Annotated in this window: 16 protein-coding genes and 2 tRNA genes; 11 read left to right on the top strand and 7 right to left on the bottom strand. The window is 73.0% G+C overall.

The window, feature by feature from the left end; all coding sequences use genetic code 11:
- Positions 1 to 29: 29 nt before the first annotated feature.
- The gene (locus tag AB0M76_RS23885; protein ID WP_365954792.1) at positions 30 to 854 is read left to right on the top strand and encodes a GNAT family N-acetyltransferase; all 825 of its coding nucleotides are present in this window, start codon (positions 30 to 32) and stop codon (positions 852 to 854) included.
- A gap of 321 nt (positions 855 to 1,175) precedes the next feature.
- On the opposite strand, the gene AB0M76_RS23880 is transcribed toward AB0M76_RS23885, so the two are convergent.
- On the bottom strand, positions 1,176 to 1,679 hold the full coding sequence (locus tag AB0M76_RS23880; RefSeq protein ID WP_365954791.1) for a DsbA family protein: 504 nt from the start codon (positions 1,677 to 1,679) through the stop codon (positions 1,176 to 1,178).
- A 179-nt stretch (positions 1,680 to 1,858) separates the two neighbouring features.
- On the opposite strand from AB0M76_RS23880, the gene AB0M76_RS23875 reads away from it, so the two are divergent.
- Both AB0M76_RS23875 and AB0M76_RS23870 read left to right on the top strand, forming a co-directional pair.
- A complete protein-coding gene (locus AB0M76_RS23875; RefSeq protein ID WP_365954790.1) occupies positions 1,859 to 2,335 on the top strand; it encodes a hypothetical protein in 477 nt (158 codons plus the stop codon).
- A gap of 109 nt (positions 2,336 to 2,444) precedes the next feature.
- Positions 2,445 to 2,624, top strand: a complete 180-nt coding sequence (locus tag AB0M76_RS23870) for a hypothetical protein (RefSeq protein ID WP_365954789.1) — start codon at positions 2,445 to 2,447, stop codon at positions 2,622 to 2,624.
- Here the strand turns inward: AB0M76_RS23870 and AB0M76_RS23865 are convergent.
- Positions 2,565 to 3,185 carry a CGNR zinc finger domain-containing protein gene (locus AB0M76_RS23865; RefSeq protein ID WP_365954788.1) on the bottom strand — a complete coding sequence of 207 codons (621 nt, stop codon included), beginning with the start codon at positions 3,183 to 3,185 and terminating at the stop codon, positions 2,565 to 2,567. The two genes, AB0M76_RS23870 and AB0M76_RS23865, sit on opposite strands and share 60 nt — an antisense overlap.
- Before the next feature lie 265 nt (positions 3,186 to 3,450).
- Entirely contained in the window at positions 3,451 to 3,864 is a 414-nt protein-coding gene (locus tag AB0M76_RS23860; protein ID WP_030011909.1) for an SsgA family sporulation/cell division regulator, read from the bottom strand.
- Positions 3,865 to 4,041: 177 nt separating this feature from the next.
- Here AB0M76_RS23860 and AB0M76_RS23855 point away from each other — a divergent pair, with 177 nt between their 5' ends.
- On the top strand, positions 4,042 to 4,491 hold the full coding sequence (locus AB0M76_RS23855) for a TIGR02611 family protein (RefSeq protein WP_266668788.1): 450 nt from the start codon (positions 4,042 to 4,044) through the stop codon (positions 4,489 to 4,491).
- A 46-nt stretch (positions 4,492 to 4,537) separates the two neighbouring features.
- A tRNA-Val gene (locus AB0M76_RS23850) sits at positions 4,538 to 4,609 on the top strand.
- Between the two features lie 64 nt (positions 4,610 to 4,673).
- Here AB0M76_RS23850 and AB0M76_RS23845 read toward each other — a convergent pair.
- Positions 4,674 to 7,076 carry a hypothetical protein gene (locus AB0M76_RS23845; protein ID WP_365954787.1) on the bottom strand — a complete coding sequence of 801 codons (2,403 nt, stop codon included), beginning with the start codon at positions 7,074 to 7,076 and terminating at the stop codon, positions 4,674 to 4,676.
- A gap of 133 nt (positions 7,077 to 7,209) precedes the next feature.
- On the opposite strand from AB0M76_RS23845, the gene AB0M76_RS23840 reads away from it, so the two are divergent.
- Together AB0M76_RS23840 and AB0M76_RS23835 are read left to right on the top strand one after the other, a co-directional pair.
- Positions 7,210 to 7,722, top strand: a complete 513-nt coding sequence (locus AB0M76_RS23840) for an SRPBCC family protein (RefSeq protein ID WP_365954786.1) — start codon at positions 7,210 to 7,212, stop codon at positions 7,720 to 7,722.
- 39 nt (positions 7,723 to 7,761) lie between these two features.
- Positions 7,762 to 7,833: transfer RNA gene (locus AB0M76_RS23835), tRNA-Val, on the top strand.
- A 61-nt stretch (positions 7,834 to 7,894) separates the two neighbouring features.
- On the opposite strand, the gene AB0M76_RS23830 is transcribed toward AB0M76_RS23835, so the two are convergent.
- A complete protein-coding gene (locus tag AB0M76_RS23830) occupies positions 7,895 to 8,620 on the bottom strand; it encodes a 3'-5' exonuclease (RefSeq protein ID WP_365954846.1) in 726 nt (241 codons plus the stop codon).
- Between the two features lie 222 nt (positions 8,621 to 8,842).
- Between AB0M76_RS23830 and AB0M76_RS23825 the strand changes: the two genes are divergently transcribed.
- Both AB0M76_RS23825 and AB0M76_RS23820 read left to right on the top strand, forming a co-directional pair.
- Positions 8,843 to 9,433 carry a DUF4365 domain-containing protein gene (locus AB0M76_RS23825; protein WP_266668796.1) on the top strand — a complete coding sequence of 197 codons (591 nt, stop codon included), beginning with the start codon at positions 8,843 to 8,845 and terminating at the stop codon, positions 9,431 to 9,433.
- Positions 9,433 to 10,677, top strand: a complete 1,245-nt coding sequence (locus AB0M76_RS23820; protein WP_365954785.1) for a hypothetical protein — start codon at positions 9,433 to 9,435, stop codon at positions 10,675 to 10,677. Before AB0M76_RS23825 ends, AB0M76_RS23820 begins: the two co-directional genes overlap by 1 nt.
- 33 nt (positions 10,678 to 10,710) lie before the next feature.
- Here the strand turns inward: AB0M76_RS23820 and AB0M76_RS23815 are convergent, their stop codons facing one another.
- Positions 10,711 to 11,223, bottom strand: a complete 513-nt coding sequence (locus AB0M76_RS23815) for a GNAT family N-acetyltransferase (protein ID WP_365954784.1) — start codon at positions 11,221 to 11,223, stop codon at positions 10,711 to 10,713.
- A gap of 147 nt (positions 11,224 to 11,370) precedes the next feature.
- Here AB0M76_RS23815 and thrS point away from each other — a divergent pair, with 147 nt between their 5' ends.
- The gene (gene thrS / locus AB0M76_RS23810; RefSeq protein WP_365954783.1) at positions 11,371 to 13,347 is read left to right on the top strand and encodes a threonine--tRNA ligase; all 1,977 of its coding nucleotides are present in this window, start codon (positions 11,371 to 11,373) and stop codon (positions 13,345 to 13,347) included.
- Positions 13,348 to 13,360: 13 nt separating this feature from the next.
- On the opposite strand, the gene AB0M76_RS23805 is transcribed toward thrS, so the two are convergent.
- On the bottom strand, positions 13,361 to 14,047 hold the full coding sequence (locus AB0M76_RS23805; protein ID WP_365954782.1) for a potassium channel family protein: 687 nt from the start codon (positions 14,045 to 14,047) through the stop codon (positions 13,361 to 13,363).
- A gap of 67 nt (positions 14,048 to 14,114) precedes the next feature.
- Between AB0M76_RS23805 and AB0M76_RS23800 the strand changes: the two genes are divergently transcribed.
- A complete protein-coding gene (locus AB0M76_RS23800; protein WP_365954781.1) occupies positions 14,115 to 14,672 on the top strand; it encodes an HIT domain-containing protein in 558 nt (185 codons plus the stop codon).
- Positions 14,673 to 14,839: the final 167 nt, after the last annotated feature.

Here is a 14,839-nt window from a genome sequence, read left to right as displayed (position 1 = left end):
GGGCCGCAGGGCGGGGTAGAACTCGACTGATGACCACCACCCTGCGGCCGAGCGGGCCGCTTCAGCAGAGCACCGGGGGCGCGCGGTCGCGCCCGTACGAGATCCGGGTCAACAGCAGGCGCGTCGGCGCGCTGCTGGTCGCCTGCGACACGCCCTTCGGGCCGACGGTCGGGGAGATCCGCGACCTCGCCGTCGACGAACCCGACCGGCGGCGCGGTCGGGCCACGGTCGGGGCGCTCGCCGCCGAGGAGGTGCTGCGCGGCTGGGGCTGCCGCCGCGTCCGGGTCTCCGTACCCGCCGCCTCGGCGGGCGGCCTGCGGATGGCGCAGGCGCTCGGGTACGCCGAGTACAGCCGCATCATGGCCAAGGAGCTCCCCGCGGAGCCGCCCGGGCTCCGGGAGGGGGTCCTCGGCCGCCCCATGACGGAGGCCGAGTACGAGGTCTGGCTCGTCGACGCGATCGACGGCTACACCGCCGACTGGACCAGCCGGGGCATGCCGGAGGAGGCCGCGCGGGCGAAGTCGGTGGCCGACCACGAGCGCCAGCTCCCCCACGGACTGGCCACGGAGGGCACCACCCTCGGCGTCCTGGAGGCGGCGGGCGCCCCGGTCGGCCACGTGTGGGTGGCGCTGGCCGGGGAGGGCGCGTACGTCTTCGACGTCGCGGTCGCCGAGGAGCACCGGGGCCGTGGATACGGCCGCGACCTGATGCTGCTCGCCGAGCGCGAGGCCCTCGCCGCGGGCCACCGCACCCTCGGCCTCCAGGTCTTCGCCGGCAACACCCCGGCCCTGCGGCTCTACGAGTCCCTCGGCTACCGGACGACCGGCGTCAACTACGCCAAGGACCTGCTCTAGTGCCGCGTCAGGCGACGTCGCCCCGTCGCGACGCCCGGCACGCACTCTCGCCGCGCCGGCCGAAAGCTCACGTACGTCCAGTACGAGCGCTTGCGGCCGGCACGCCGAGAGCACGCACCGGACGCCGCTCCTCGACGGGTAAACGTGGCCTGCCGCGGCGCTAAGCGGCCTCGGGGAAGTGGGGCACGCCCCCGCGCCGCCCGGCACGCCGCCTCGCCGCTGGTCGCAGCGCCCTGGTACGTCCAGTACAAGCGTGCCGCTCCGCCTTGCGATGCACCGCACCGGACGACGCGAAAACGCACCCCACTTCACCAAGGCCGCTTAGCCGTTGCCGGCGGCCAGCAGGCGGTCCGCGATCTCCTCGATGCGGGCGCGCAGGCCCTCCTGGCTCTTGCCGCCGTCGAGGCGCTCGCCGCCGATCACGTACGTCGGGGTGCCGGTCACGCCGATCGCCTTGCCCTCGGCCTGGTCGGCGTCGACGATCAGGATGTGCCGGCCGTCGATGAGGGCGGTGTCGAACTCCTCGGCGTCGAGGCCGAGTTCACGCGCCACGTCCAGCAGTACGGCCTCGCCGCGCTCGCCGAGCTCCGCGGTGCGGGCCAGTACGGCCTCCACGTACGGCCAGGCCCGGCCCTGCTCCGCGGCCTCCTCGGCGGCCTGCGCCGCGGCGAAGGCGTGCTTGTGCTTCTCCAGCGGGAAGTGGCGCAGCCGGATGTCCAGCCGGTCGCCGTAGCGGGCCCGCAGGGCGTCTACGTCGCCCAGGGCGCGGTGGCAGTCCGGGCACTGGAGTTCGCACCAGACGTCGAGGATCACGGAATCGGTCATGCGGACAGTCTCCCAGCCGCCGGGCGCGGCCACCGCAACGGACCTCCCGACGCCCCTGAGGAGGAGGCGCGACCCCGAGATCTCCCGGAGATCGGTCCGGGATCCGCTCGGGACATGGCCGCTGCGGCGGTGCCCGGTGCAGGATGGAAGGGACAGTTCGCCCACCCCTGGAGGACCGCATGCTTGCCGAGACCATATGTTCCGCGGTGTCCGCGGCGGGCCTGGGCGTCGCCGCGGTGACCGCGTACCGCAAGCGCTTCCTCGCCGCCGCGCGCATCGCGGCGTACGCGCTGGTGCCGGTCGCCCTGGTGATGACGGGCTTCGTGGAGTGGGTGTCCGGGATGGTCTTCAACCCGACCGTCTGGGCGGGCTTCGGACTGCTCGGGCTGTCCTGGGTGCTGTTCATGACCACGCGGGCCGTCGAGCGCCGCAGCCTCGGTGCCGGGGAGAAGCCGGCCAAGGCGGTCAAGCCGGCGAAGGCCGCGAAGGCCGCGAAGGGGCGCCCCTCGCAGGAGGCCGTGGCCCCGGCCGCGTCCGCCCCCTCGCTCGGCCCGGGTGCCCGTCCGCAGCCGGAGCCCCGCAGCAGCGCCGCCCCCGCCACTCCTGCGGATGACTTCTCCGACATCGAAGCGATTCTGAAGAAGCACGGCATCTGAGGTCCGCGCACGAAATTCCCGCGGGCTTGACGAGAAGGGGTGAACTCCCGCGTCAACGCTGGCGTGTTGAAGGCCCGATCGGTGCACCTTGGGCCATCATCGCCCCGACATGCTCGAGACATCGCAGGGTGAGCCGACGATTCCCGCGTCGGCCCCGGTCCCCGCCCCCGTTGCCGAGGAGCCGCGAGGCTGCCTCTTCGCGCTTTCCCAGCCGCCCCTGATGATCTTCCTAGGGGTGATCGGCACCCTGTTGCTGCTGGCCGCCGTGCATGACCTCTTCCTGCTCTGACGGTCCCGCGTCGGCCTCCTTGCGCCGGGCCCGGTACGCCGCCACGTGCAGCCGGTTCCCGCAGGTCCGGCTGTCGCAGTAGCGGCGCGAACGGTTCCGCGAGAGGTCCACGAAGGCCCGCCGGCAGTCGGGGGCCTCGCAGCGGCGCAGTCGCTCCTGCTCCCCGGAGACCACGATGAAGGCCAGCGCCATGCCGCCGTCGGCCGCGAGGTGGTCGCCGAGCGAGGCCCCCGGCGCGAAGTAGTGGACATGCCAGTCGTAGCCGTCGTGGTCGGTCAGCTGCGGGGTGGTGCCGGCGGTCGCCACCAGCTCGTTGATCAGTCCGGCCGCGGTCCGGGGGTTGGCCGCCCCGAACACCTGGGCGAATTTGCCGCGGACCGTCCGCACTCCGGCGAGGTCGCGGACACCGAGATCGCCGACGTCGCTGATTTGGTACTCGCGTACGAACTCGCGCAGCGAGCCGACGTCCGCCAGCCCGTCGGGGTGGTCCGTCTCGGCCGTGGTGTTCACCAGCGCGACGACGACGTCGAGCGCGCGACGGGTGTCGTGGGGAATCTGCACGGTGGTCGCTCCCTGGGGGCCGGGCCTGCGGCGACGGACCAGTGCCGCCGCTGGGGGCCGACTCTAGTCGTCCCCGGGCGGCACCGGGAGGTGCCTCAGCTGCGACTGCGTCACGCACACCGGCGCCGTCCTCGCGGGTGGCTTCCGCAAGAACAGCGCCGGCACTGCCGTATGTGGTTTTTGTCCAGCCCGCACCGTCGCCCCGAGTCGGACGGTGCGGAGTGGCTCCCGGCGCAGGCCGGGAGGTGCTCCCTGCGAGCCTGGTTCAGCTTTCGGCCAGGATGTGGGAGAGCTCTTTGTCGAGGTCGAAGTGCCGGTGTTCGGTCCCGGGTGGAACCGCTGCGTCCGTCCGCTTGAGGAACGACTCGAGTGCGCGGGCGGGTGCTTCGAGCAGTGCTTCTCCCTCCGGTGAGCTCAGGGCGATGCAGACGACGCCCTGACCGTGGCTGCGGGACGGCCAGACGCGGACGTCTCCGGTTCCGGTGGGCCGGTGGAGGCCCTCAGCGAGGAGGTCTCGGGCGAATACCCACTCGACCGTCTCCTCGGCGCCGGTGTGGAAGGTGGCGTGCACGGCGTAGGGATCGGCCGTGTCATACCGCAGGCCCGCCGGGACAGGCAGTGAGGACTCGCTCGACACAACGAGGCGCAGGTGCAGCTCGCAGCTGACCGTGGTGTTCATAAGCGCCAGGGCCTTTCGCTCAGTGTGCGCTCGGGGATTCGCACGTCGGCGAAATCGACATGCCACCTACGGTGCCGTTGTAAACCCCTCTGACCGTTTTGCGGACCTCTGGGTCCCTCGGACGGCGGATCCAAACCACCATTCACGTGTGCTTCCGGCTCCGGTAGATTCGGGCCCATGAATACGGGGAGTGACCGCGGGACCGAAGCGTCCGCAGCCGACGACACCAGCACTCAGCAGACCACGGAAGAAGCGCCGCACGTATCGAAGGCTCCCGCCTTCATCAAGTCGCGTCGCACCCTGCACCTCAGCTGGCAGGTCGGCGTCTTCATCGTCGGCCTCGCCGTCATCGGTGCCGGTGTCGCCATGCTCGTGCTGCCCGGGCCCGGCTGGGTCGCGATCTTCGCGGGCCTGGCGATCTGGGCCACCGAGTTCGCCTGGGCCCACCTGGTGCTCCGCTGGACCAAGCGCAAGGTGACCGAGGCCGCGCAGAAGGCGCTGGACCCCAAGGTCCGCCGCCGCAACATCATCCTGACCAGCGTCGGACTCTTGATCGCGGGCGCGCTGATCGGCTTCTATCTCTGGAAGTACGGGCTCACGCTGCCCTGGGACCTCAAGGACCAGTGATGGTCGGGAACCACCGCTGACATGGGGTAATGTTTGCGGTGCGTCCGGGCGATTAGCTCAGTGGGAGAGCACTTCGTTCACACCGAAGGGGTCACTGGTTCGAACCCAGTATCGCCCACCCGGACCAAGGGCCCGGAGACTTTCACCGTCTCCGGGCCCTTGGCGTTTCCTCGTTCCCGCCGCTACCTCAGCCGGCCGAGGGCCGCCCGCAGCCGGCGCGCGTCCCGCAGCCGCTTCTCGTACGTCGCCCCCACCACCAGGAGCAGCAGCCCCGCCAGCGCCGGCGGCAGCCAGCGCGGCAGCGCGTCGACGACCTGGACCACGTACGGGGCCAGCTCGTGCAGGGCCACCGCCGCGAGGGCGGCGCCGCCGAGCAGCAGCGGGGCCTGGAGCCGCCGGCGCGCGCCGAGCAGCGTCACCGCGAGCGCCGCGAGGCCCAGCAGCAGCGGCCGCAGCCAGTAAGGGTCGCCCCAGGCCGCGACCAGGCTCGGCAGCAGCGTCGCCCCCAGCCCTGGCCCGTACGCCGTCCACGACGAGGCTTCAGGGCCCGTCTCGCCGATCAGGCCGGGCCCGCGGCCTGCAAGACGGGCCCTCGCATCCCTCCGGCGGCGCACGAAACCCACCGCGAGGGCGAGCGCCGTCACCGGCAGCGTGTACGCCTCCGGCGCCGCCACCCCGGACGCCGCGAGCCGGATCCAGGTCGCCGCCACGAACAGGGCCCCGGCCGCCCAGCCGAGCCCGCGCCGGTCCGCCCGTACCGCCGCGCCCGCGCAGACCACCCCGGCCAGCGCGCACACCAGTGCCGACAGCGCCGGCTCCCGGACGGGGAGGAGCAGCGCCACCGCGCCGACCACGGCCGCCGCGATCTCCGCCGGGATCCGCACCCGGCCCAGGCGCGGGCCGAGCGCCGCCACCGCGGCCGGGACCGCCAGCAGGGGCAGCGCCCACCAGGACACCGCGAGCCCCCGCACCGCCCCCAGCGCCGCCACCGTGCCCGCCGCGTACCCGACGGCCAGCACCGCCCCGCCGGCCCGTGTGGGCAGCGCGGCGGGCCCGTACGCCGCCCCTGCCGCGCAGCCCGCGCCCAGCAGCCCGAACACCGCGAAGGTGGCCGTACGGCCGTCCAGCGCGGCCACCGACAGGTTCAGCGCCCCCACCGCGGCACACACCGCAGCCGCGTACCCCGGGCCGCGCGCGATCCGCAGCGCGCACACCCCGGCCGCCGCCGTCACCGCCAGCTGGGCCGCGAGCACCGCCGCGACCGGCAGCCCGTACGCCATCGGCGCCGTGAACAGCCCCGCCCAGGCCAGGACCACCGCGATCATGCCCGGCTCCGGGCGGGGCAGCACCCGCGCCAGCCACCCGGCGGCCCCCGCCGCGACCAGCAGGGTCACCGCGGCCGCCGGGCCCGGCCCGTACGCGTCCCGGGGCGGGGTCGTCGCCGCCCACACCTCGCCCAGCACCCCGACCCGGAACACCAGCGAGCCCGCCGCGGGCAGCAGCGCCGACACCGCGGCCGGGGCCGCGACCCCCGCCCCGGCCCGGGCCAGGCCGCGGCGGACCGCCGCCGGGAGCGTGCCGGCCCGTACCGCCGCCAGCAGCGGCAGGGCGAGCAGCAGGAACACCACCACGGTCCACTCCCGCGACAGCACGGGACGGGCCAGGTCGCCGAGCGCCGCCACCGCCGCCAGAGCGCCGGCGATCGCGGCCGCCATCGCCGAAGGCTCCCGCCAGGCCACCCCGACGCCCAGCACCGCGCAGGCCGCCAGCAGCAGCGCAGGACCGGCCGCCGCAGTCGCCGAGCCGGCCTGCAACGACTCCGACAGCCCGGCCAGCAGGGCCCCCGCCGCGAGGACGGCCGCGCTCGCCGCCGCCGGACCGAACACCGACGCCCGCGCGCGGACCCCCGGCGCCGACAGCACAAGCGCCGCGTCCAGCGCCGCCGTCGCCAGCAGCGCCCAGCCGACCCCCACCGGGTCCGCCGCCGAGGCCACCGCCGCCAGCGGCAGCGGGAGCTGCGCCGTCAGCACCGCCGCCGGCAGCGGGATCAGCAGCCCCGGCAGCACCCGGGCGTACCCCGCCCACAGTGCCGCCAGTACGGCCGCCGCCCCCGCCGCGTACGCCGTGCCGTCGGTGTCCGGCGCGGCGACCGCGTACACCGCGTACGCGTCCAGCACCGTCAGCAGCAGCCCCACCGCCGCCACCGACTCGGCCGTCGACCGCAGCCCCCGGCGCAGCAGCAGCGCCGGCGCGCCCAGCGCGGCCGCCGTCACCACGGCCAGCACCGCACCGCGCCCGGCGATCCCCATGGACCCCCAACTGACCAGCGTGAACGCCAGCGCAGCCACCGCCAGCAGCACCGCGCCCAAGGTCAGCAGCACGTTCTGCGCACTCGGGGCCGAGGCCTCCTGCGGACGGGCGGGGACGCCCGGCGTCACCCACCCGCCCGGTGCCGGAAGCCGCAGCAGCCACTCCCGGCGGGCCAGCAGATATCCGCGCCGGGCGTCGAGTTGGGCCAGCTCACGGTCGATGAGCACGAGCTCCCGGTCGGGCGGGAGGGGGGTGCCGGGTGGTGGAGTCGCCATGTTCCGGAGTGTGGTGCCCGTCACGCCGTCAGGACATGGGTGTGCGTACTCAGATCCGCCCTGAGTACGCACGGAAGGAGTGGATGTACGAGAGCGGGGCCCGCGCGAAGGTCCGCCGGTCCAGACTGGAGGCATGGACCGCAGCCGCGCAGGGAACACGGACCGCCGCCACCGGGACCGCTGGAACCGCTACCGCTTCCGCAGCGTGTGGGACCTCGACGCCCCGCCCGCCCGGGTCTACGCCGTGCTCGAACAGACCGGGGACTACCCGCGCTGGTGGCCCCAGGTCCGTGCGGTCGAGCAGATCGACGGACACAGCGGCACCCTGCACATCCGCTCCGTCCTCCCGTACGAGATCCGCATGACCGCCACCGAACTCCTCCGCGACCCCGGCCGGGGCCTCCTGGAGGCCGCCCTGCACGGCGACATCGAGGGCTGGGCGCGGTGGACCGTACGAGCCCGCCGAGGCGCCGGCGGGCGCGCGACACGGGCCCTGTACGAGCAGGAGGTCGAGGTGCGCAGCCCCCTGCTGCGCCGCCTCGCGGTCCCCGCGCGGCCCGCGTTCCGGCTCAACCACGCCCTGATGATGCGGGCCGGCCGGCGCGCCCTCGCCGCCCGTCTGGCGGCCTCACCGGAAGCGGTTTGAACCAGACCCCGTGCCTCTTGTATGGTTCAACTCGTTCCCGGGCGATTAGCTCAGCGGGAGAGCACTTCGTTCACACCGAAGGGGTCACTGGTTCGATCCCAGTATCGCCCACCGGGTCAGGCCGGTCCGTCACGCGACGGACCGGCCTTCCGCATCTCCGGGGGCCGTTGCCCTACGCGGCCGCCGGCAGCTCCGGCCGCAGCGGCCAGTGCGGATCCACCGACTCCGGCGTCCCCTGACGGGCGAACCACGCCTGCAGCCCGCGCGCCTGCGCCGCATGCCACACTGCCTGCAGCGTGTGCAGCTCCGCCGGCGTCAGCCGCTCCAGCCGCGCCGCGAACCGGCGCCCCACCGCCCGTACGACCTCCAGCGAGGCCAACGCGTCCGCACCCGCGTCATGTGCCCCCTCCAGCTCTATCCCGTAGTGCGCGCACAGATCCGTCAGCGTCCGGCGGCCCTTGCGGTACCGGTCCAGGTGCTTGTCCAGCACCCGCGGATCCAGCACCGTCAGCGGCCGGTTGTCCAGATAGCGCGCCAGCGTCGACGCCCGGTGCCGGCGCAACTCCCGGTCCAGCAGCGTCAGATCGAACGGCGCGTTCATCACCACCACCGGCCGGCCCGCCACCTGCTGCTCCCCGAGCGCACGGGCTATCTCCTCCACGACCGGCGCGGGCCACCGCCCGTTGCGCTGGAGGTGGTCATCGGTCAGACCGTGCACTTCCGTGGCGCCCGGGGGCACCGGAATCCCGGGATTGACCAGCCAGCGGGTGGAGCGGACCCGGCCGCCCGCACACTCCTGCACGACGAGAGCGGCGGACACGATCCGGTCCTGCTCCACGTCCACCCCGGTCGTCTCCGTGTCGAAAGCGGCCAGCGGGCCCTCATACCAGCGCGTCATGGCGAACTCCTCGTCCCCGATCAGCAGTTGGGTGCAACCGGGCGCCGCCGCCTCGGAACGTGCCACCCTTGCCCGCATCGGTGATACCCGGCCTGTTTGCGCCGTACGCCGTTTGCGGGCCCTCTGGTACGGAGACAACTTCCCTGGGGGACCGCACACATGACCGGTCATCACCCCGTCCACCCACATTCGGCAGAGCCCGGAAGGCATGGGGAGCCGGCCATGGCGCTCGCGCAGCCCGAACCGGGCGGGATGCTGCAGGGGCGGACCGATCCGCGGAGCGAGGCGCGGACCGGACCGCTGCGCGGCACACTCGCCACCACCGCCTGCATGGAGACCCTCCAGGTGGGATACCTGCACGCAGTCGCCGCCGCGGCCGGCTGCTCGCTCTCCCAGCCCTTTCCGGACAACGGCATCGACTGGCAGGTCAACCACGGCGCGCCCGAGCACCTCGTCGACGACGAGGTCACCATCAAGGTGCAGCTGAAGGCGACCTACCAGATACCGCCCAGACCGGCCGGGCCCACCTTCGCGTTCACACTCGACAACGAGCACCTGGTGAAACTGGCCCGCACGCCGGTCGCCGTCCACAAGATCCTCGTCGTGATGCTCGTCCCGCGAGAACGCGACCAGTGGCTGGCCGCCGGCCACGACCGGCTCGACCTGCGGCACTGCTGCTACTGGACCAACCTCGCCGGGCACCCCGTGACCGGCCGGCGCCGGACCACCGTACGGATCCCCACCACGCGGATCTTCGACGACCGGGCGCTGTGCGAGATCATGACCCGGGTCGGGTCGGGAGGGACACCTTGATGCACTGGCACTCACCGAACCTCGAACCGCTGACGTCCCCGTCCGAGTACGGGGACTTCTCCGACTCGGGGACGCCCGATCCCGCCCACGTCGACCCGGCCGTGCTGGGGGCCCTGCTGCACCGGCACGGCTGGCAGCGCCGGGGCGGGGCCGCCGGGCGGTACGGGCGCTGGACGCCGCCTGCCCTTCACGGGCCGGCCGGTGGGGGGAACAGCCTGCTCGTTCCGGAGAGCCGGGCCTTCCCCGACTGCGTCGACCTGCTGGAGGACGCCCTGACCGCGCTCGCGCGCAGCGCGCTGCCGTCCGCACGGGAGGTGCTGTACGGACTGAGCGTGCCCAGCGACGAGATCCGCTGGGACCGGCGGATCCCGGAGGGCCCCGAGGGGCCGTACGGGCCCCAGGGCGCGGCGGCGTGGACCGTGCAGGAACAGCTCCGCTCGGCCGCCAGGCAGCTCCTGCTCGCCGGGGCCCTCGCGGACCGGGCCAGGGCCGGGTACTACGGGGCCCGGCACCGCGGACAGGCCGAACGCGCCCTGGACGGGGTCCTGGTGGGGCCGGACCCCGGCGGGCGCAGGCTCACCGCGTACGTCCCGGTGGACGGCGGGCGGGGCACCATGACCCGGCTGCACCACGCCCTGCACGCGGCGCGGGAGGCCGTGGACTACCGGCGGGCCACCGGCGGCATGGAGGCCTTCGACGCGGCGGTCGAGGCCGGGGTCAGCCGGGAGCTGGCCGATGCGCTGATCGCGCTCGTGCGGGGTTCGGAGGGGGCCCGCATCGCCCTGGCCTGGGCGCCGGCGGCCGGGGTCCCGGCGGGTTGCGCGGCCCGGCCGGAGCCGGTGGAGTTCTCGCCGGGGGACCTGCCGGTGCTCCGGGATGCGGCGGCGCGCTACACCCGGGACGAACCGGCGGTTCCCGTGCGGGTGGCGGGCGCGGTGGTCCGGATGCGGCGCTCGGCCCCGGGCGGCGGGGGCACGATCCGGCTGCGGGTCCTCGCCGGGGCGGAGATCCCGTACGTACGGGCCGTCCTCGACGAGGAGGCGTACCGGGTGGCGGGGCATGCGCATCTGGTGGGCGTGCCGATCCGGCTGAGCGGGCGGCTGCAGCGCCGGGGCGGGTTCCGGCGGCTGACCGATGCCACGGATGTGACGCCGGTCCCGCTGGACGAGGTCGAGCGGGACCGGCTGATGAAGTCGCTGGACGAGGCGCTCGATCCGGGGGACGTCCTTCCGACGGACGACTGACGGGGCCCGGGGCTCCGCCCCGGACTCCGCGCCTCAAACGCCGGCGGGGCTGGATGCGCCGGCGGGGCTGGGCCGGCGGGTGAAGGAGGCCATCGTGAGGCCCGGAGCGGGGGAGAAGTCCGGGCCGCGGGTGAAGCCCAGGCGGGTGTACAGGGTCAGTGCGGGGGTGTTCGCCGCGCCCGTCGTGACCGTGACCGTGCGGGCGGGGAGGAGCTCTGACAGGACGTGGCGGAGCAGGAGCGAGGCGACGCCTCTGCGGAACCGGGCCGGGGACACGCAGAGGCGGTCGATGCAGGCGCTGCCGTCCGGCTCCTCCTGCCACGCCAGGAAGCCGGCGATCCCGCCGTCCTGCGCGACCGCGCCGAGCCAGTGCAGTGGCTGCTCCCGCATCTGCGCGAGGCTCTCGCGCAGCGCCGGGATGCCGTCGAAGCCGATCAGCTCCGCCTCCACCGCGTACGCGGCCCGGCCGATCCGGTGCACCGCCGACGCCGTGGTGTCCTCGGCCAGGTCCAGCGGCCTGACCTCGAGCGGGCTCGGCACGGGCATGATTCCTCCGGAGCGGGGGGCGGGGGTGCGGCCGGTCCACCGTAACGAACGCGGGAAGCCGTAACCGTTTCGCGGCGGAGCCGCTCGGCTCGGTACGATTCAGGCGCGCAGCGTTCGCTCGCGCATCCCCTGAGTCAGGAGAGACCGGTGTCAGACGTCCGTGTGATCATCCAACGCGATTCCGAGCGGGACGAGCGCGTGGTGGCCACGGGCACTACGGCGGCCGAGCTCTTCGCCGGCGAGCGCACCATCGTGGCCGCTCGCGTCGCGGGCGACCTGAAGGACCTCTCGTACGAGGTGAAGGACGGCGAGACCGTCGAGCCGGTGGAGATCTCCTCCGAGGACGGCCTGAACATCCTGCGTCACTCGACCGCGCACGTCATGGCGCAGGCCGTGCAGGAGCTGTTCCCCGAGGCCAAGCTGGGCATCGGCCCGCCGGTCCAGAACGGCTTCTACTACGACTTCGACGTGGCCCGGCCCTTCACCCCGGAGGACCTCAAGGCCGTCGAGAAGAAGATGCAGGAGATCCAGAAGCGCGGGCAGAAGTTCTCCCGCCGCGTGGTCAGCGACGAGGCGGCCCGCGAGGAGCTCGCCGACGAGCCGTACAAGCTCGAGCTCATCGGCATCAAGGGCTCCGCTTCGACCGACGACGGTGCGAACGTCGAGGTGGGCGGCGGCGAGCTGAGCATCTACGACAACCTGGACGCCAAGACCGGCGAGCTGTGCTGGAAGGACCTCTGCCGCGGTCCCCACCTGCCCACCACCCGCAACATCCCGGCGTTCAAGCTGATGCGCAACGCGGCCGCCTACTGGCGCGGCAGCGAGAAGAACCCGATGCTCCAGCGCATCTACGGCACCGCGTGGCCGTCGAAGGAGGAGCTGAAGGCCCACCTCGACTTCCTCGCCGAGGCCGAGAAGCGCGACCACCGCAAGCTCGGCAACGAGCTGGACCTCTTCTCCATCCCGGACGAGATCGGCTCCGGCCTGGCCGTCTTCCACCCGCGCGGCGGCATCATCCGCCGGACCATGGAGGACTACTCGCGCCGCCGGCACGAGGAAGAGGGCTACGAGTTCGTCTACTCCCCGCACGCCACCAAGGGCGCGCTCTTCGAGAAGAGCGGCCACCTGGACTGGTACGCGGAGGGCATGTACCCCCCCATGCAGCTCGACGGTGGTACCGACTACTACCTCAAGCCCATGAACTGCCCGATGCACAACCTGATCTTCGACGCGCGCGGCCGCTCCTACCGCGAACTGCCGCTGCGCCTGTTCGAGTTCGGCACCGTGTACCGGTACGAGAAGTCGGGCGTGGTCCACGGCCTGACCCGCGCCCGCGGCTTCACCCAGGACGACGCGCACATCTACTGCACCCGTGAGCAGATGGCGGAGGAGCTCGACCGCACGCTCACCTTCGTGCTGAACCTGCTGCGCGACTACGGTCTGACCGACTTCTACCTGGAGCTGTCGACCAAGGACCCGGAGAAGTTCGTCGGCTCGGACGAGGTCTGGGAGGAGGCCACCGCGGTCCTCCAGCAGGTAGCCGAGAAGCAGGGCCTCCCGCTGACCCCCGACCCGGGCGGCGCGGCCTTCTACGGCCCGAAGATCTCCGTCCAGGCGCGCGACGCCATCGGCCGCACCTGGCAGATGTCGACCGTGCAGCTGGACTTCAACCTGCCGGAGCGGTTCAACCTGGAGTACACCGCGCCCGACGGCTCCCGCCAGCGGCCGGTCATGATCCACCGCGCGCTGTTCGGCTCCATCGAGCGGTTCTTCGCCGTGCTGCTGGAGCACTACGCGGGCGCCATGCCGCCGTGGCTGGCCCCGGTCCAGGCGGTCGGCATCCCGATCGGCGACGGGCACGTCGAGTACCTGCAGGAGTTCGCCGCCGAGGCGAAGAAGAAGGGCCTGCGGGTCGAGGTGGACGCCTCCTCCGACCGGATGCAGAAGAAGATCCGCAACCACCAGAAGCTCAAGGTCCCGTTCATGATCATCGTCGGTGACGAGGACATGGCCGCGGGCACCGTCTCCTTCCGCTACCGCGACGGTTCGCAGGAGAACGGCATCGCCAAGGACGAGGCGCTGGCGAAGCTGGCCAAGGTCGTCGCGGACCGCGTCCAGGTCTGACCGGCGCAGCAGCTCATCGAGAGGCCCCCGGGGAACTTCCGTTCCCCGGGGGCCGCTCTTCGCCCTCCCGGCGGAAGACCTCGATCAGCCAGGACGAGAACGATCCCGTCACGGCGCCCAGCAGGGCCACGCCGAAGCCCATCAGGAAGATCGCGATCAGCCGCCCCGTCGGGGTCACCGGGGCCACGTCGCCGTAGCCGACGGTCGACAGCGTCTGGCAGACGCACCAGACCGAGTCCCAGAACGTATGGATCGGGGACTGCGGGGCCGCCCGTTCGGAGTGGTAAATGCCGAGCGAGCCGGAGAATCCCAGCAGCAGCGCCGAGAGCCCCGCGTACGTGATCACGCGCGGGTACAGCGCGCGGCGCGGGCGGTCCCTTTTGGCCTGGATGGCGTCGTGGACCTTGACCATGCGCAGCGGGCGCAGCGTCGGCAGGATCACGATCACGGTGTCCAGCCAGTGGCGGCGGACGAACCGCAGCGGTCGCTGTCGGCTCAGCACGAGCCGCACCAGGTAGTCGACGATGAAGCAGAGCCAGGCCAGGAGGACCACGAGACCTGCGACGTTGCGCCAGACGGGCTCGGCATGGGCGAGCACCCGGACCGCGTACCCGGCGAGGAACACCAGGGAGGCGCAGAACAGCGGCAGCTCGGTACGGCGCTCCCAGGCGGCGTCACGGGTCTCGACTTCTTCGTGCATGGGCCCAGCATCGCGGCCCCGCTGCCGGTATTCGCCCCGGCGACACGCCCGCCAGGGGCAAGGTCATATGCTGCATCCCATGACGACTGAGCCCGAGCAGCAGATCGGTGTGGGCACGCAGGACGCGTTCCAGCGTCTGTGGACGCCCCACCGGATGGCGTACATCCAGGGGGAGAACAAGCCGACCGGTCCGGAGGCCGGGGACGGCTGTCCCTTCTGCGGGATTCCGGACATGTCCGACCAGGACGGCCTGGTCGTGGCCCGGGGCAAGCACGTCTACGCCGTGCTGAACCTGTACCCGTACAACGGCGGCCACCTGATGGTCGTCCCGTACCGGCACGTCGCCGATTACACGGAGCTCGACGCGGCGGAGACGGCCGAGCTGGCCGATCTCACCAAGCGGGCCATGATCGCGCTGCGCAAGGCGTCCGGGGCGCACGGGTTCAACATCGGCATGAACCAGGGCGCGGCAGCGGGGGCCGGCATCGCGGCGCACCTGCACCAGCACATCGTGCCCCGCTGGGGCGGGGACACGAACTTCATGCCGGTCGTCGGCCACACCAAGGTGCTGCCCCAACTCCTGGCGGACACCCGCCAGATGCTCGCCGACGCCTGGCCCAACTAGTGCCGCGTCAGGCAGCGTTTGCCCGTCAAGGAGCGGCGTCCGGTGCGTGCTCTCGGCGTGCCGGACGCAAGTGCTCGTACTGGACGTACTTGAGGTTTCGGCCGGTGCGGCGAGAGTGCGTGCCGGGCGTCGCGACGGGGCGAACGTTGCCTGACGCGGCACTAGCA

It is taken from the genome of Streptomyces sp. NPDC051364 (assembly GCF_040682115.1).
In the GTDB taxonomy this organism is placed as follows: Bacteria; Actinomycetota; Actinomycetes; order Streptomycetales; family Streptomycetaceae; genus Streptomyces.
This window is presented reverse-complemented; position numbering and strand designations above follow the sequence as displayed.